Here is a 14,699-nt window from a genome sequence, read left to right as displayed (position 1 = left end):
ATCATGTGCGCCGGGCACTCATGATTGTGTCTTTCGCTGGTAGCGGGTTTCGGCAGCCTGCATCTGGTCACGACCGTGGTCGATCAACTGCTGTCCCCGGCGCAGCTGGTCCTGCCCCTTTTCGATTCGCTCGTTGGCACGCTCGACGCGTTCCCGCCCCTGACGGATCCGGTCTTCGCCTTCGCGCCAACGGGTGGCGATACGTTCCAGGCGCTTGTTGCGTTGACCGGCATCCCGAGCCGATACCGCGGCCTCGCCGGCCTGTGCCAGCGATCGATACGCCTGACGGCTTTCCTTTACGGCGGCGTTGCCGGTGGCGATCAGCTTCTGGCCCTCGCGAAGATCGGCGCGCCCCTTGTCGACCTGGCGCCGCCCCTGCTTGATCTGATCTTCGCCGCGCTTGGCCGCCTCGCTGCCTTGCTCCCACTGGCGGGCGATTTCCACCCGGTTCTGTCCGTCGGCGAGCACTCGATCGCCGAAGGTGGGCGGCTGGCTGGCACAGCCGGCGATCAGGCCGCTGAGAAGCGTCAGCATGATAGTTGATCGATAGGACATCGTTGTCTTCCTCGACGTTTGCAAAAACCGTCGCGGGTACGATGACCGACCGCCTCGCAGATGCAGCGAGGAACAATTTTTTATCTACGAAACATAACGTTGCCTTTCGCCGGCCATTATCGCGATGGCTCGACCACTTCGACCCGGCGCGTCCGCCGGATCGAATTCGTGCAGCGCCCGGCGGCCCGCCGGCAGCCGCGCTCAACCCGACGGCTGGGTGAAGCGATCGTTGAGTCGGCGGATGATCGTCTCCTGCTTGCTGCGGATCTTGGCGACACGACGCCGTGCAAGCATCGTCCAGCCCTTGGGATGCGCGCCGAACACACTGCGCCACCAGCGCGTATTGGCCACGAACGCCCGGCGTATATCCAGATCGAACGGCTGCTGCGAGGCCGGTGCGATAGAGCGCGCGATCCGCGTGGCGACCAGCGAACGAACCCCAAAGTGGATCGCCCCCAGCAGGGTGACGATAAGCGCCAGCATGAGCCAGCCAGCCGGCCGGCCGCTCAACAGCGTGGCGCCAAGCTCGCGGGTCGCCCGGGGCGCCCAGACAAATGCCGCAGCGACCCCGGCCAGCAACGGCACGGCGATCAACGCGTCAAAGGCCAGCGTGCGATTGCGCCAACGTGTTCGCAGGGTTTGCAGATGACCCACCCCAGCCTCGCCGGCCAGCGTGTCGGCAGCGCTGGTCATCAGCTCGACCACGCGGTAGGCGCGATCGACTTCGACGCCGGTCATCCGCCGATGGATCTCTGCCAGATCTTCATCCTTCTTGGCTTTGAAGCGCTGAGCCAAGGCCTCGTTTTCGATCGGAGCCGCCGACGCCTCGTCATAGATCCGCAGAAATCGCCCGGCGGTCAGCCCGCTGGAGGCCAGCGCCCGCTGCCAGGCGGCCACGATATCCTCGGGATTGTCTTCGCGCGCAGTCGCATCGATCTGGTTGAGCACGAACACGAACTTCGACGCGTCGTCGCGGTGGATGGTCTTTGCGACCAGGTGTTCGAGCGTGTCGCGCATTGCACCCGGCTCCGGATGTCTCGCATCGAAGAACACCAGTACCAGATCGGACAGGTCGATGATCCGATCGGTGATACGCAGCGTCGCAGAACGCTGGCTGTCCGCATCGAAGCCGGGCGAGTCGAGCAGGATCTTGCCGCGTACGGCCTCGGACTGACAGGTGCGCAACTGCAGATAGTTGTTGATGCGCTGGCCTTCTCCGGCGGCCACATCGTCGATATCACCGCTGATTCGGTAGAAGGGAAACCGCAGATCGGCATCCAGCGCCGAACCGGGCAGCGTCCGCGGTTCCGCGTCCTCGCCGTAGCAGATCACCGAAAACCGGTCGTCGACGGCCTGGTTGCCGGTGCGCTGAAGATTCTTGCCGACATAGCTGTTGATGAAACTCGACTTGCCCGCCGAAAAGGTGCCCAGCAGCGAGATCACCGGCCACCACGGCACGCGCCGTGTGAAACTCTCGTGCCGGGCGAGCAGGCCCATGCGACGCGCAATGGCGTCCAGCCGGCGGAATTCGGCCAGCGGTTCCAGCAGCAGCGGGTTTTCACGCTTCAAATGGGCTTCCAGCGAATCCGTACGGGTAGCAGCGGGCGCGGATGAACTCATGGGCACTCTCTTGGAAACCGACGCACAGCCGTCCCCGATGGACGGCAGCCGCACTATCCTACGCGATCACCCGGCCACGGTAACCCGGCTGACCGGCAGGCGATCGTCCTCCGGCCGGCGTCGTTGTCGCGCGTCGACGACTCAGGCTTGGCGGATGGATCGGGTGTCGGGCTAGTATCGGAATCGTGGCCAGGAAAACCGGCTGATCGGAGCAGGACCATCGAGGAGACCGTCATGCGTGGTGAAGACCTCAAGGCCGCCCAGGCCCCCTTGAAAGCCCGTTATCGCGAGGAGCCCGACGCGGCCACGGTCACGCTCAGCGCGAGCGGGCGCCTCGCTGAAGGCGTAACCTGCCGCGTACAGACCGGCCAGGCCATGGCCCAGGCGGGACTGCATCCGGCCAGTGGCGGCGATGGCCGGAGCCTGTGCTCGGGCGATATGCTGCTCGAAGCACTGGTGGCCTGTGCCGGGGTCACCCTCAACGCCGTCGCTACCTCGATGGGTATCGAATTGCGCGATGCGGACATCCATGCCGAAGGCACTCTGGATTTCCGGGGCACGCTCGGCGTCGACAGGACCGTGCCGGTAGGGTTCAAGTCCATCGCACTGAGCTTCGCGCTGGACACCGACGCAGACAACGACCAGATCGCAACCCTGCTCAAGCTGACCGAGCGCTATTGCGTGGTGCTGCAGACAATCAGCCAGCCACCCAGCTTGAGCGTGCGCCGCGCCTAGCGCCCCGGCCCGGCAGCTCTGCGCGCCGCGGGTAAGCCGGCTCGGGTGCGTTCGGAGGCCGCGCCGAGCTGACCCGAGGGCCGGTCGAGTTCGGGACCGGCCGGGCAGTCGGATATCGCCCGCACGCTAGGCTGCGCCCCGGCACGAACGCCAGGCATCGACACCGACCGGCTTCGGCCGCAGGCTCTATCTGGATCGGTCTGGTCTGGGCACGGCCCGCGGGCAGCTGGCCTCTTTCTTGCTGTACACAGGCAGAGCCTGTTCTATCAGCCGATGGTCGCGTAGCGGCCCCGACGAGCAGGGCCGATAGTCGACAGGGTTGTGTGCCATCGGGCCACGCATATCGGCCGCATACCCGCGCGGCCATCTTCAAGGGGGATGTGATGTCCGCGATCATCGATTTCGTCAATAGCCTGCTCTGGGGCTATGTCCTGGTATACGGTCTGCTCGCCACGGGCGTGTTCTTCACGTTCCGGCTGGGTTTTATCCAGTTCCGGCATGTCACCGAGTTCTTCCGGGTCATCATCGGCTCACGGGGGGCGACCGATAACGGCATCTCTCCGGTGCAGGCGTTGACCGTCAGCCTGGCGTCGCGGGTCGGCACGGGGAACCTGGCCGGCGTGGCCGTGGCGATCTACCTCGGTGGCCCGGGCGCAGTGTTCTGGATGTGGATGGTCGCGCTCGTGGGTATCGCCACGGCCTACTCGGAGTCCACGCTGGCGCAGCTGTACAAGGTGCGCAACGCCGACTCCCAGTACCGCGGCGGCCCGGCCTTCTACATGCAGAAAGGCATCGGCTCGCGCGCCATGGGCATCGCGTTCTCGATCTGCCTGCTGGCCACGTTCGGGCTGGTGTTCTCGGCGGTCCAGTCCAACTCGATCGCGGACGCCATGGAATCGGCGTTCTCCGTACCCAAGCTGGCCACCGGCATCGTAGTGGCCGTGATTGCCGGCGTGGTGATGTTCGGCGGCATCCGTTCCATCGCCAACGTCGCCGAGAAAGTGGTGCCGGTGATGGCCGGTGTCTATCTTCTTTTGGCGCTGTACGTGGTCGCGATTCACATCACCGAAGTTCCCGGCGTACTCGCACTCATCGTCAAGTCGGCGTTCGGCTTCAACGAAGCCGCTTCCGGCTTTACCGGCGGCATCATGGCCACGCTGCTCAACGGCGTGAAGCGGGGCATGTTCTCGAATGAAGCCGGCATGGGCTCGGCGCCGAACATCGCGGCCGTGGCGGTCCCGGATCCGCATCACCCATCCAGCCAGGGGCTGGTACAGGGTCTGGGCGTATTCATCGACACGCTGCTGATCTGTACTGCCACCGCGCTGATGATTCTGCTCTCTGGTGCTGTCGATTACGGCCCGGATGGCGTCACCGGCATGGAGCTGACTCAGAACGCGCTCAGTGCCCATATCGGCACCGCCGGGCCCATATTCGCCGCGGTAGCGATCTTCTTTTTCGCCTTCACCTCGATTCTGGGCAACTATTCCTATGCCGAAAACGCAATGGAGTTTCTGGGACTGGGCCAGCGTAGTTCCCTGACCGTGCTCAAGATCGGGGCGCTGGCAATGGTCATATGGGGTGCGATTCAACCAGTACAGACCGTGTTCAACTTCGCAGACGCAACTATGGCGACCATGGCTGTGATCAACCTGGTGGCCATCCTGATCCTGTCGAAAACGGTCATCACCCTCACCCGGGATTATTTCGAGCAGCGCCGTCAGGGCGTCGAGCCACTGTTCCGGGTCAAGCAGTATCCGGAGCTTGCCGGCAAGATCGACGAAACGATCTGGAACAAGGACGTCGCCGCCGAACGCGAAGGCAACTAGCCAACCGGGGCGAGGCAGCCGCTCGGGCCGCCTCGCCCGGCCTCTACCGACATCTCGTCACCGCACCCAACCGCGCGCAGCGCGCAGGCCAATGCGGGCAGATGCGCTGTGTGTGGCCGGGATATAGTCGTTCTCGGACCCGGCGAGTAGTCCCATCCCCTACCCGTCGATTCGAGCCCCAGGGAACTCGCGCCGCTATTGCGCGACATGCCAAATGGGGCGCGATCGGCCTAACCGCGCATAACAGCGAACGAGCCGATGCGGCGAAATCAGGCCGTGACCATCTGGCGGCCCGCACGGCGTGATCAACCCGCTGGCCCTGCCGGGCCGCATTCAGGCGGACACATCCGATGATAGTGCCGGCATGCTCGGCCACTTGCAGTGGGTATCAGCGCCCTTATCTGACGCCATCGGTCGGCCTCAGAAAAGGACAGGCCAACCCCGGCGCCGTCTGCAACAAGCCGCCCGGGGCATGCACACCGCCCCGATGTGTCCGGTGAAGCCCGAACCGATGACGAAACCGGCATGTTCGATCAGTCGCGCGGGGCCGGCAACCGAACTGGGCGAGCGATACCAGGCCGCCGTGGGCGTTCAAAAACGTCTCCGGGGGGCTAGGATCCGGCTCGGTGGGCAGCGCGCCTGGCCGCGGCGCGACAGGCTTTGCTGCAATAGCGTACCGCGTGCCAGTCGCGGGCCCATTTGCGCCGCCAGGTGAACGGCCGCCCGCAATACAGGCATGGTTTTTCCGGCAGATCGGCCTTTTTACGCATGCGGGCCACGGGCGGCTTCCAAATAGAAGGGGTCACCGGCCTACGCAGCGTCCCGGCGCGCCGGATGCTTGTCTGCGATCAGGTCGGCTCGTCGTCGGACCAATACGGTGCGCGCAGCTCGCGTTTGAGAATCTTGCCTACCGCGCTGCGCGCTAACGCGTCACGGTACTCGACGCCGGCCAGCCGCTGAGTCTTTCCGAGTCGGTCGTTGGCCCAGGCGAGCAGTTCCTCGCAGCCTGCGGTCGCCCCCGGTCGCAACACGACCAACGCCAGCGGTGTTTCGCCCCAGCGCGAGCTGGGAATGCCGATCACGGCCACATCGGCCACCGAGGGGTGCTGGCCGAGCAGGTCCTCGATATCCACCGCATAGATGTTGAATCCGCCCGAGACGATCACGTCCTTGCGCCGACCGAGTATGTGCACGAAGCCGTCCTCGTCGACGCGGCCGATATCCCCGCTGCGATAGAACACCGAGCCTTCCGGACTCGTCCACAACATCGCCGCTGTCTCGGCTTCACGATGATAGTAGCCGCGCATCATGCTCGGCGCGCGGCCGACCAGTTCGCCGACCTCGCCGCGTGCCAGCGGCCGGCCGTGCTCGTCGATCACGCGGATCTCGGCCCCGGCCGTCGGCTGGCCGACGGTATCCCATTTGTCGGGATAAGCAGCGCAATCCAGGCTGGCATTGATACCGCCTTCGGTCAGCCCGTACAGCTCGCGCAGGTTGCCAGGCCAGCGCGCCATGACGCGGCCGATGAGTTCGCTGTGTAGGGGCGCTCCGGTGGACAGCTTGAGTTCGAAGCTCGACAGGTCGAACCGGTCGAACTCGGGATCGTCCAGCAGGCGCTGGAACTGTACCGGCACCAGAATCGCATGGGTCACGCGGTACCGTTCGGACAGCGCCAGGAACCGGCTCGTCTCGAACCGGGCCATGAGCACGAGCGTACCGCCATGAAACAGCGTGGCCAGCGCCGACACCAAAGTGGTGTTGGAATACAGCGGCGTGGACACGAGATTGATCGCACCGGCGCCCAGCCCGTAGGCGCCCATCCGAGACAGCTGCCGGTAGCGAAACCGATGGTCGTGCAGAATGCCTTTCGGCGTGCCGGTGGTCCCGGAGCTGTATATGAGATTGAACGGATCGTCCGGAGTCACCGCCGCTGGCGATGCGGTATCGTCTATATCGCCCAGCCAGCTGTCCAGATTCAGGCCACTGTCGGGCAACGGCTCGTCGAGGCCGATGCGCGCCGCCGGCGGAATACGGCTCAGGCGGTCTCCCACCTCGGCCAGCAGCGGCGCATTGTGTGCCGATACGAACAGGAATTCCGCGTCACAGTCGTTGATCATCAGCGCCAGCGCGTCGCCGCTGGCCATGCCGGACAACGGCACCATGCACCCGCCGGCAGTCAGCACGCCCAGATACAAAGCGATGTAATCGGCGCTGTTCTCCGATAGCCCGGCGACCATGTCGCCGACCGTCATCCCGGCCTCGCGCAGGCGGTTGGCGATACGGTTGGCCCGAGCGACCAGCGCCGCCCACGATATCTCGGCGCCGGCATCGATGAGCGCCACGCGGTTCGGCTGGCTTCGGGCGAGGCGCTGGATCTGCTCGCCCATGCCCACGAACGGCTCGTCGACAACCCGCGGTGCATGGACGGCCATCGTGGCGACATAATTCCCCATCTCTTACCCTCGAACGCAATGGATTGTTATCCGGTAGAACTTCGTTTTTCGATCGCTGGCGCCCTGGCGCGGCGTGCGCTCCACCCCTGACCCTAGCGACACACGCGCGGGCCACATGCCGCCTGGGCGCGCGTCGTGCCCTGCCCGAACCGCGCAGTCGAGCCATCAGCGCTCTGCCCCCGTTCTGACAGATCAGGGGTGGCGCAGCACGTCCTCGCCGTGGCTGTGCCGGCCGGTATCCTCGAAGCCGACCGCTTCATAGAGTCGGCGTGCGGCGATGTTGTCCGGAGTGAGGCTGATCAGAATGGGCGCATCGGGCCGTTCGCTCTTGAGCGTATCCACGATCAGACGCATCGCACGGCGGCCATAGCCGTAGCCTTGCCAGCGGACATCGATCATGAAGCGCGGAATACTGAACGCGCCGCTGTGCTCGTAGAACTCGTACATGACAAAGCCGATCATCTGCGCGTCGGCATAGATCGCGCGCGGCGTACACCTTGGCTCGACATAGGCTTCGGCCAGCGAATACAGGTTGGAGGCCAGCCGGTGGGTCTGGTCCGGTGCCAGCTGCAGATGAATACAGTGCTGCCAGTTCCGCTGGGTCACCGGAGCCAGCGCGAGGACCGGCCCGGTATCCGCCGGCTCATCGCGTTCGCGCGGGCTCATTCCATATCCGCAAACGCAGACTGATGGAATTCGGCGATCTCGGCGACCTCTTCCATGCCGGGCTCGCGCGGAACCGCCGGCTCGCCACCGGCCATGACTTCGAGCACGCGCCGCGTGCACTTGGCTAGCGTATCCGGGTTATAGCCGCCTTCCAGGGCCATCACCAGACGCCCATCACAGTATTTGTCGGCCAGACGCTGGACGATGCCGGTCAGCGCACTGTAGCCGTCGTAACTCATCTGCAGACACAGTTCGTTGCGATGCGCGTCCATGCCGGCGGAGACCAGGATCAGCTCGGGTTTGAACCATTCCACGGCCGGCACGAGGATATTCTCGAACGCCGCGACCAGTGCCAGATCGCCGGCATCCTCGGGCAGCGGCACATTCACGGTGGTGCCTTCGCCCAGGCCCTCGCCGATCTCCTCCATGCTGCCGGTACCGGGGTAGAACGGTGCGGCCCGATGCGTATCGAAGAACATGACGCTCGGATCGGCGGCGAATATATCCTGCGTGCCGTTGCCATGATGGGCATCCCAGTCGATGATCAGCACGCGCTCGATATCCCACTGGAACTGGGCGTGGGCAGCCGCCACCGCAATGTTGTTGAACAGACAGAAACCCCGCGCGCGCACCGCGTTGGCGTGGTGGCCGGGCGGCCGGCTGATCACGAATGCCGATCGGGCACTCCCGTCGAACACGGCATCCACGGCGGCGATCGCCGAGCCGGCGGCCACCTCGGCGGCATCCAGGCTGCCCGCCGAGACTGCGGTGGTATCCACGTCCAGCCAGGCCTGCTTGCCCTCGAGCTCGTACAGGCTTTCGAGGTATGACACGGTATGCACACGCGCCAACTGCTCGCGCGTGGCCGCCTGACCCGTGGCCATACGTACGCCGGCGACCGGCTCGGCACGCAGCAGGTCGGCCACGGCCGTCACCCGGCCGGGATGCTCCGGATAGCTCCACTTGGCCTCGGCACTCAGGCCCAGTCCGTCCAGAATGCTGCGGATCCGCTTTTCCATGCGGCCCGGCAGAAAGGGCTCTTCGGCCTCGGGCCGGTGCAGCAGCACCCGCTCGTCATAGATCACCAGTACGTCTCTATCGCCTACCACAGCTCGAGTCTCCTGGAAGCATCGCTAGGCAGCATAACGTCGCAAAACAGTAATAGCGATGTCTCCTGCCCCTGTCGCCCGGATATTTCCGCGCGCGATGCGATCAGCTGTCCTTGGCGGCCTGAACGTCACGCATCGTCAAAGCGACATGCATGGTCCGAAGCCTGGGTACATCGACCCCATGGCGTTCAGCCAGAGCCACCACGTTGCCCAGGATCGCCTCGATCTCCATCGGCCGACCGGCCAGATAATCCAGTGCCATGCTGTTGCGGTAGGCCGGCATCTTGCGCGTGCCGGCGATGTTCTTGTCGATGGCGTCTTCAGGCAACGCATGGCCGTCGGCGGCCGCCACCGCCACGACCTCGGCCATCATCTCGCGTGCCAGCCGTTCACCGCCGGGACTGTCGAGAAGCGTCACCGTATCCGCGCCGCCGGCCAGCACGGACAGCGGGTTGAACGGCGTGTTCCACAGGCTCTTGCGCCAGCGCTCCCCCACGACCTGCTCGGCCAGCTTGATATGGATACCGCCTTCGACGAACAGGGCTTCGAGCGTGCGACAGTCGTCGCTGACCCCTTGTGGCCATGCGCCCATGGTGAGTTGGCCGAAGGCCTTGTGCTCGATCTTGCCGGGGGCGGTGCGGCTGACCGCAATGAAGGCCAGGCAGCTGATCAGCGCCTGCTCGGGAAACGCCCGTGCAATCTCGGGCTCGATATCGATTCCGTTTTCGATCAGCACGATACGGGTGCCCTCACCGACCCAGGGTGACAGCAGCCGAGCGCGGTCGATGCCGGGCAGCACCTTCACGCAACAGATCACGTAATCGGGCGCCTGGTCGGGCGTCTCACCGTCGCGATAGATACGATCCGGACGATACGACAGGTTCCCGAGCGGGCTGTCGATGACGAAGCCGGCGTCCTGCACGGCGTCGTATTCGCTGCGCAGCACGACGCTGACCGCACAGCCGGCGCGCTTGAGGATGGCGCCGTAGAAACTGCCGATCGCGCCGGCGCCGATGATGACGATACTGGGTTTGTCTGCCATGGGGGTTCCTTGTCTCACCGCGCCGGTCGCCGGCGCCACAAACAAAACGGCCGGCAATGATGCCGGCCGTCAGGGGATCGCGCAAAGCCGCCTAGAAAGCGCCCGGGTCAGGCGGCGTCGCGCCCAGCCAGGGTCATATCACGAAGCTTGGCCATGTGATATTCGCGATCGCCCAGATAGTGGTCGATCATCACGATTCGCTTGGCATAGTGCGAGATCGCCGACTCTTCCATCATGCCCATGCCGCCGAACAGCTGGATTGCCTCTTCGGCCACCTTGCGACCGGCCTTGCCGACCATCGCCTTAGCCGCCGACAGACGCTGACGCCGCTCGGCTTCGGGGGATTCCAGCGAGCAGGCCGCCCACAGCGTCAGCGAGCGGACCTTTTCAAGCGCCATCCGCATATCCACCATACGGTGCTGCAGCGCCTGGAAACTGCCGATAGGCACGCCGAACTGCTTGCGATCCTTGAGATACTGCAAGGTCAGATCACAGGCAACTTCCATCGCCCCGGCGGCCTCCGAACACAGCGCTACAATACCGCGGTCGATCGCGTATTCCAGCGCAGAGGCGGCCTGGCCCGGCTCGCCAAGCAGCGCTTCGGCGGACACCGTCACATCGACCAGCGTGATGTCGGCAGCACGGTGTCCATCGATGGTCGGATAGCCCCGACGCGTCACGCCGTCAGCGTTTGCATCGACGACAAATGCGCTCAGCCCGTCGGGCGAATCCGTCTCGCCGGCCGTACGAGCGATCACGATCAGCTGGTCGGCGCTGTCGCCGTTGAGCACTACGGCCTTGGTGCCGTTCAGCGTGAACCCGCCATCGGTGGCCTGCGCGGTTGTCTCGACCCAGTACGGATCGTAGCGGCCGGCCGCCTCGTAGCAGGCCAGCGTATAGCGTGTCTGGCCCGAGACGATCGGCTCGATGAGCTCGGCGGCGCGCTCGTCGGCTGCAATGGCATCGATGAAGGTGCCGGCCAGCACCACGCTGGATAGATACGGCTCGACCACCAGACCACGACCGAAACCCTCGGCCACGACCATCAGCTCGGCGCCGCCGCCATCGAAACCGCCTGCGGCCTCGGAAAACGGCACTGCCAGCAGGCCGAGCTCGGCGAACTGGTTCCACACATCGGCCGAGAAGCCGGCCTCGGAATTGACGATCGCGTTGCGCGACTCGAAGTCGTACTGGTCGGCCACGACGCGGTCGACCATGTCCTTGAGCATGCGCTGCTCGTCGCTGTAACTGAAATCCATGGTGTCTGTCTCGTTCGAGGCCTGGGCTTAAAGGCCCAGAATGGCCTTGGAAATGATGTTCTTCTGGATCTCGTTAGATCCGCCGAAGATCGAGAGCTTGCGCAGATTGAAATAGCTCGGTGCGGCAGGCGCTGCGAACTCGGGCCCGACCGGATCCTCCGCATGCGGCTGGAAGGCGAGCGCGTGCGGCCCGGCAGCCTCGCGGTAGAGATCGGAGATCGCCTGCCGGACTTCCGTACCCATGATCTTGAGAAACGAACTCTCCGCGCCCGGCACACCGCCGGCTTCTGCAGCTGCGACGGTCCGCAGATTGGTCATCTCGACAGCCATCAGCTCGATTTCCAGATCCGCCAGTCGCTCGGCGAAACTCGGCTGCTCGATCAGCGGCCGGCCGTGCACGATCTGGGTATGGGCGATCTCCTTGAGATCGGCCAGCGCGGCCTTGGAAATACCCACCCCTGCAATCCCGGTACGCTCGAAGGTGAGCAGGTACTTCGCACAGGTCCAGCCCTTGTTCTCTTCGCCGACCAGGTTGTCGACCGGCACCTTGACGTCGTCGAAGAACACTTCGTTGACCTCGTGCTCGCCGTCGAGGGTGATCAGCGGGCGTACGGTCACACCGGGCGTGTTCATGTCGATCAGCAGAAAAGAGATGCCCTCCTGCTTCTTGACGTTGGGATCGGTACGCACGAGATTGAACATCATGTTCGCGTGCTGGCCGAGGGTCGTCCAGGTTTTCTGGCCGTTGACGATGTAATGATCGCCCTCGCGCACTGCCCGGGTCTTCAGGCTGGCCAGGTCCGAACCGGCGCCCGGCTCGGAATAGCCCTGACACCACCAGTCCTCCATCTTGAGGATACGGGGCAGGTAATAGTTCTTCTGGGCCTGGGTGCCGAACTTCATGATCACCGGGGCGACCATGTTGATACCGAATGGCAACAGCCGGGGCGCGCCGGCCTCGGCCGATTCTTCCTCGAAGATATGCTTCTGGATCGGGCTCCAGCCCGGCCCGCCATATTCGACCGGCCAGTGCATGGCCAGCCAGCCTTTTTCACCGAGAATCTTATGCCACTGTACGGTCTCTTCCGGCGTCAGCCGCTCGGACTGCTTGACCTTATAGGAGATGCTCGAGGGCAGGTTATCGGCCAGGAAAGCGCGCACTTCATCACGGAAAGCGCGTTCGGCGTCGTTGTAATCGATTTCCATTGATACTGTCTCCGCGGTGTCGACGCCTTACAGGTCGCCGAAGCCCTTTCCTTCATTGGCGAGTTTTTCCAGCAGCGGCGACGGTTTCCAGTCGTCGTGGCCGGTTTCGTCGTAGAACTGCTTGATCTTGGCGAGCACCTTGTCGAGCCCGATCTGATCGGCCCAGAACATTGGCCCGCCCTGGTAAACGGGAAAGCCGTAGCCATAGATCCATACGATATCGATATCCAGCGGACGCATGGCGATACCTTCTTCGAGAATACGCGCCCCTTCGTTGACCATGACGTAAAGACAGCGCTCGAGGATCTCGGTATCGCCGACCTCGCGGGTGTCGATTCCCTGCTCGGCCCGATATTTTTCGATCTCGGCGGCGGTCACGTCCGACGGCTTGGGCGTGCGATCGCCCTCGGCATAATCGAACACGCCGGCCTGGGTCTTCTGACCGTAGCGGTCGGCTTCGACGAGCTCGTCGAGCCAGTTGCGTGCCGGTGCATTGGCCGGGTCGGATTCACGCAGCCCCTCGCGGATGCGATAGCCGACATCCAGCCCCGCCAGATCCCACATGGCGAACGGGCCCATGGGGAAGCCGAAGTCGTACAGCACCTTGTCGACCTGTGCCGGGGTCGCGCCCTGATTGACCAGGGATACCGCCTGGCTCTGACGCTTGTGCAGGATACGGTTGCCCACGAAGCCGTAGCACACGCCGACGAGCACGCCGACCTTGCCGATACGCTTGGACAGATCCATGACCGTAGCGATCACTTCGTCCGATGTCGCCTCGCCGCGGACGTTTTCCAGCAGCTTCATGACGTTGGCCGGCGAGAAGAAATGCATGCCGATGACGTCTTCGGCGCGCGAAGTCGCGCGGGCGATCTCGTCGACGTCCAGCGTCGAGGTATTGGTTGCCAGAATCGCGCCCTTCTTGCAGACGCGATCGAGCGTGCCGAAGACCTCTTTCTTGACCTTCATGTTCTCGAACACCGCCTCGATGACGAGATCCACCTCGGCGAGATCGTCATAGGAGAGCGTGGTATCGAGCAGCGCCATGCATTTTTCGACCTGCTCGCTGCTGATACGGCCTTTCTTGGCGGTCGCTTCGTAGTTCTTTCGAATGATCGCAACGCCCTTGTCGAGCGCTTCCTGCTTCATCTCCAGCAGCCGCACCGGAATGCCCGCGTTAAGGAAGTTCATGGCGATACCGCCGCCCATGGTTCCAGCGCCGATGATGCCGACCTGCTTGATCTCGCGCTTGGCCGTGTCCTTGGCGATTCCCGGAACCTTGGCGACTTCGCGCTCGGCGAAGAACACATGACGCTGTGCCGCCGACTGCGGCGAATTCAGCAGTTCGGTGAACAACTCGCGCTCACGTTTGAGCCCGGCGTCGAAATCCAGCTCGGTGGCGGCCTGCACGGCCTTGATGCAATGGAATGGCGCCAGAAAACCGCGCTTCTTGCGCGCGATCGACTGCGCGTAGTCGCTGAATACGTCGGCGCTTTCCTTCTCCACGTCGCGATCGCGCACCGGCCGCCGGGCGGCACCATCGGCCACGAGCTGCTTGGCGTAGGCCAGTGCTTCGCTCTTGAGATCGCCGCTGACCACGTGATCGACCACGCCCATCTTCTCGAGCTGGGCGGCTTTCATCGGCTTGCCCGAGACAATGGCGTCCAGCGCAGCCCGAGCGCCGATCAGACGCGGCAAGCGCTGGGTGCCACCGGCGCCGGGGAGCAGGCCCAGGTTGACTTCGGGCAGCCCCATCTTCGCCGAATCGAGCGCAACGCGGTAGTCGCAGCCGAGGGTGATCTCCATGCCGCCACCCAACGCAGTGCCGTGCACGGCAGCCACCAGGATCTTGTCACTGGCTTCCAGACGGTTGATGACGTCCGGCAGCGCGGGTTCTTTCGGGGTCTGACCGAACTCGCGGATATCGGCCCCGGCCGGGAAGGTACGCCCGCCGCCGATGATCATCAGTGCCTGCGCCGAATCGTCGGCCATGCCCTGATCGAGGGCTTCCAGGATACCCGCTCGCACGGCATGCCCGAGGGCGTTGACCGGCGGGTTGTCGATCGTGATGACACCAATCCCGTCTTCGCACTGGTAGGACACGACATCGCTCATAAGGGCTCCTTGTAGATGACAGCCGCCGCGCGCAACGAACGCGCGTTCGGCAGTTTGGCTGGATGCCAAGCTAAACGAAAAGCCTGGCGGAAATCAATTATTGTGAAACG

Annotated in this window: 12 protein-coding genes; 2 read left to right on the top strand and 10 right to left on the bottom strand. The window is 64.3% G+C overall.

Going from position 1 to position 14,699, the window contains the following annotated elements; all coding sequences use genetic code 11:
• Window positions 1-18 precede the first annotated feature (18 nt).
• Entirely contained in the window at window positions 19-534 is a 516-nt protein-coding gene (locus T31B1_RS17010) for a hypothetical protein (RefSeq protein ID WP_353250734.1), read from the bottom strand.
• 222 nt (window positions 535-756) lie between these two features.
• Window positions 757-2,175 (bottom strand): dynamin family protein, encoded by a 1,419-nt coding sequence (locus tag T31B1_RS17005; RefSeq protein ID WP_353250733.1) that lies wholly within the window; start codon window positions 2,173-2,175, stop codon window positions 757-759.
• A 234-nt stretch (window positions 2,176-2,409) separates the two neighbouring features.
• On the opposite strand from T31B1_RS17005, the gene T31B1_RS17000 reads away from it, so the two are divergent.
• Window positions 2,410-2,910 (top strand): OsmC family protein, encoded by a 501-nt coding sequence (locus T31B1_RS17000; RefSeq protein ID WP_353250732.1) that lies wholly within the window; start codon window positions 2,410-2,412, stop codon window positions 2,908-2,910.
• A 383-nt stretch (window positions 2,911-3,293) separates the two neighbouring features.
• Window positions 3,294-4,739 (top strand): alanine/glycine:cation symporter family protein, encoded by a 1,446-nt coding sequence (locus tag T31B1_RS16995; protein ID WP_353250731.1) that lies wholly within the window; start codon window positions 3,294-3,296, stop codon window positions 4,737-4,739.
• A 611-nt stretch (window positions 4,740-5,350) separates the two neighbouring features.
• Here T31B1_RS16995 and T31B1_RS16990 read toward each other — a convergent pair.
• From T31B1_RS16990 to T31B1_RS16955, 8 genes are all read right to left on the bottom strand, one after another.
• Window positions 5,351-5,509: a DUF2256 domain-containing protein gene (locus T31B1_RS16990; RefSeq protein ID WP_353250730.1), complete on the bottom strand. Its 159-nt coding sequence runs from the start codon at window positions 5,507-5,509 to the stop codon at window positions 5,351-5,353.
• A 78-nt stretch (window positions 5,510-5,587) separates the two neighbouring features.
• Window positions 5,588-7,192 carry a class I adenylate-forming enzyme family protein gene (locus T31B1_RS16985; protein ID WP_353250729.1) on the bottom strand — a complete coding sequence of 535 codons (1,605 nt, stop codon included), beginning with the start codon at window positions 7,190-7,192 and terminating at the stop codon, window positions 5,588-5,590.
• 192 nt (window positions 7,193-7,384) lie between these two features.
• Window positions 7,385-7,858 (bottom strand): GNAT family N-acetyltransferase, encoded by a 474-nt coding sequence (locus T31B1_RS16980; protein WP_353250728.1) that lies wholly within the window; start codon window positions 7,856-7,858, stop codon window positions 7,385-7,387.
• Window positions 7,855-8,967, bottom strand: a complete 1,113-nt coding sequence (locus T31B1_RS16975) for a histone deacetylase family protein (RefSeq protein ID WP_353250727.1) — start codon at window positions 8,965-8,967, stop codon at window positions 7,855-7,857. Before T31B1_RS16975 ends, T31B1_RS16980 begins: the two co-directional genes overlap by 4 nt.
• Window positions 8,968-9,070: 103 nt before the next feature.
• Window positions 9,071-10,009: a ketopantoate reductase family protein gene (locus T31B1_RS16970; protein ID WP_353250726.1), complete on the bottom strand. Its 939-nt coding sequence runs from the start codon at window positions 10,007-10,009 to the stop codon at window positions 9,071-9,073.
• Window positions 10,010-10,116: 107 nt separating this feature from the next.
• Complete coding sequence (locus T31B1_RS16965) at window positions 10,117-11,268, bottom strand: acyl-CoA dehydrogenase family protein (RefSeq protein ID WP_353250725.1); 1,152 nt, start codon at window positions 11,266-11,268, stop codon at window positions 10,117-10,119.
• 27 nt (window positions 11,269-11,295) lie between these two features.
• Window positions 11,296-12,474 carry an acyl-CoA dehydrogenase family protein gene (locus T31B1_RS16960; protein ID WP_353250724.1) on the bottom strand — a complete coding sequence of 393 codons (1,179 nt, stop codon included), beginning with the start codon at window positions 12,472-12,474 and terminating at the stop codon, window positions 11,296-11,298.
• 27 nt (window positions 12,475-12,501) lie between these two features.
• Complete coding sequence (locus T31B1_RS16955) at window positions 12,502-14,589, bottom strand: 3-hydroxyacyl-CoA dehydrogenase NAD-binding domain-containing protein (protein ID WP_353250723.1); 2,088 nt, start codon at window positions 14,587-14,589, stop codon at window positions 12,502-12,504.
• Between the last annotated feature and the right edge of the window lie 110 nt (window positions 14,590-14,699).

The organism is Salinisphaera sp. T31B1, assembly GCF_040361275.1.
Classification (GTDB): Bacteria; Pseudomonadota; Gammaproteobacteria; order Nevskiales; family Salinisphaeraceae; genus Salinisphaera.
Note: the sequence above shows the minus strand (reverse complement) of the source record. Positions and strands in the feature narration are given on the sequence as shown.

Excerpts from the sequence above, each read along its gene's own strand:
- T31B1_RS17010 (WP_353250734.1), bottom strand. The coding sequence starts at position 534 with ATGCTGACGCTTCTCAGCGGCCTGATCGCCGGCTGTGCCAGCCAGCCG.
- T31B1_RS17005 (WP_353250733.1), bottom strand. The coding sequence starts at position 2,175 with ATGAGTTCATCCGCGCCCGCTGCTACCCGTACGGATTCGCTGGAAGCC.
- T31B1_RS17000 (WP_353250732.1), top strand. The coding sequence starts at position 2,410 with ATGCGTGGTGAAGACCTCAAGGCCGCCCAGGCCCCCTTGAAAGCCCGT.
- T31B1_RS16995 (WP_353250731.1), top strand. The coding sequence starts at position 3,294 with ATGTCCGCGATCATCGATTTCGTCAATAGCCTGCTCTGGGGCTATGTC.
- T31B1_RS16990 (WP_353250730.1), bottom strand. The coding sequence starts at position 5,509 with ATGCGTAAAAAGGCCGATCTGCCGGAAAAACCATGCCTGTATTGCGGG.
- T31B1_RS16985 (WP_353250729.1), bottom strand. The coding sequence starts at position 7,192 with ATGGGGAATTATGTCGCCACGATGGCCGTCCATGCACCGCGGGTTGTC.
- T31B1_RS16980 (WP_353250728.1), bottom strand. The coding sequence starts at position 7,858 with ATGAGCCCGCGCGAACGCGATGAGCCGGCGGATACCGGGCCGGTCCTC.
- T31B1_RS16970 (WP_353250726.1), bottom strand. The coding sequence starts at position 10,009 with ATGGCAGACAAACCCAGTATCGTCATCATCGGCGCCGGCGCGATCGGC.
- T31B1_RS16965 (WP_353250725.1), bottom strand. The coding sequence starts at position 11,268 with ATGGATTTCAGTTACAGCGACGAGCAGCGCATGCTCAAGGACATGGTC.
- T31B1_RS16960 (WP_353250724.1), bottom strand. The coding sequence starts at position 12,474 with ATGGAAATCGATTACAACGACGCCGAACGCGCTTTCCGTGATGAAGTG.
- T31B1_RS16955 (WP_353250723.1), bottom strand. The coding sequence starts at position 14,589 with ATGAGCGATGTCGTGTCCTACCAGTGCGAAGACGGGATTGGTGTCATC.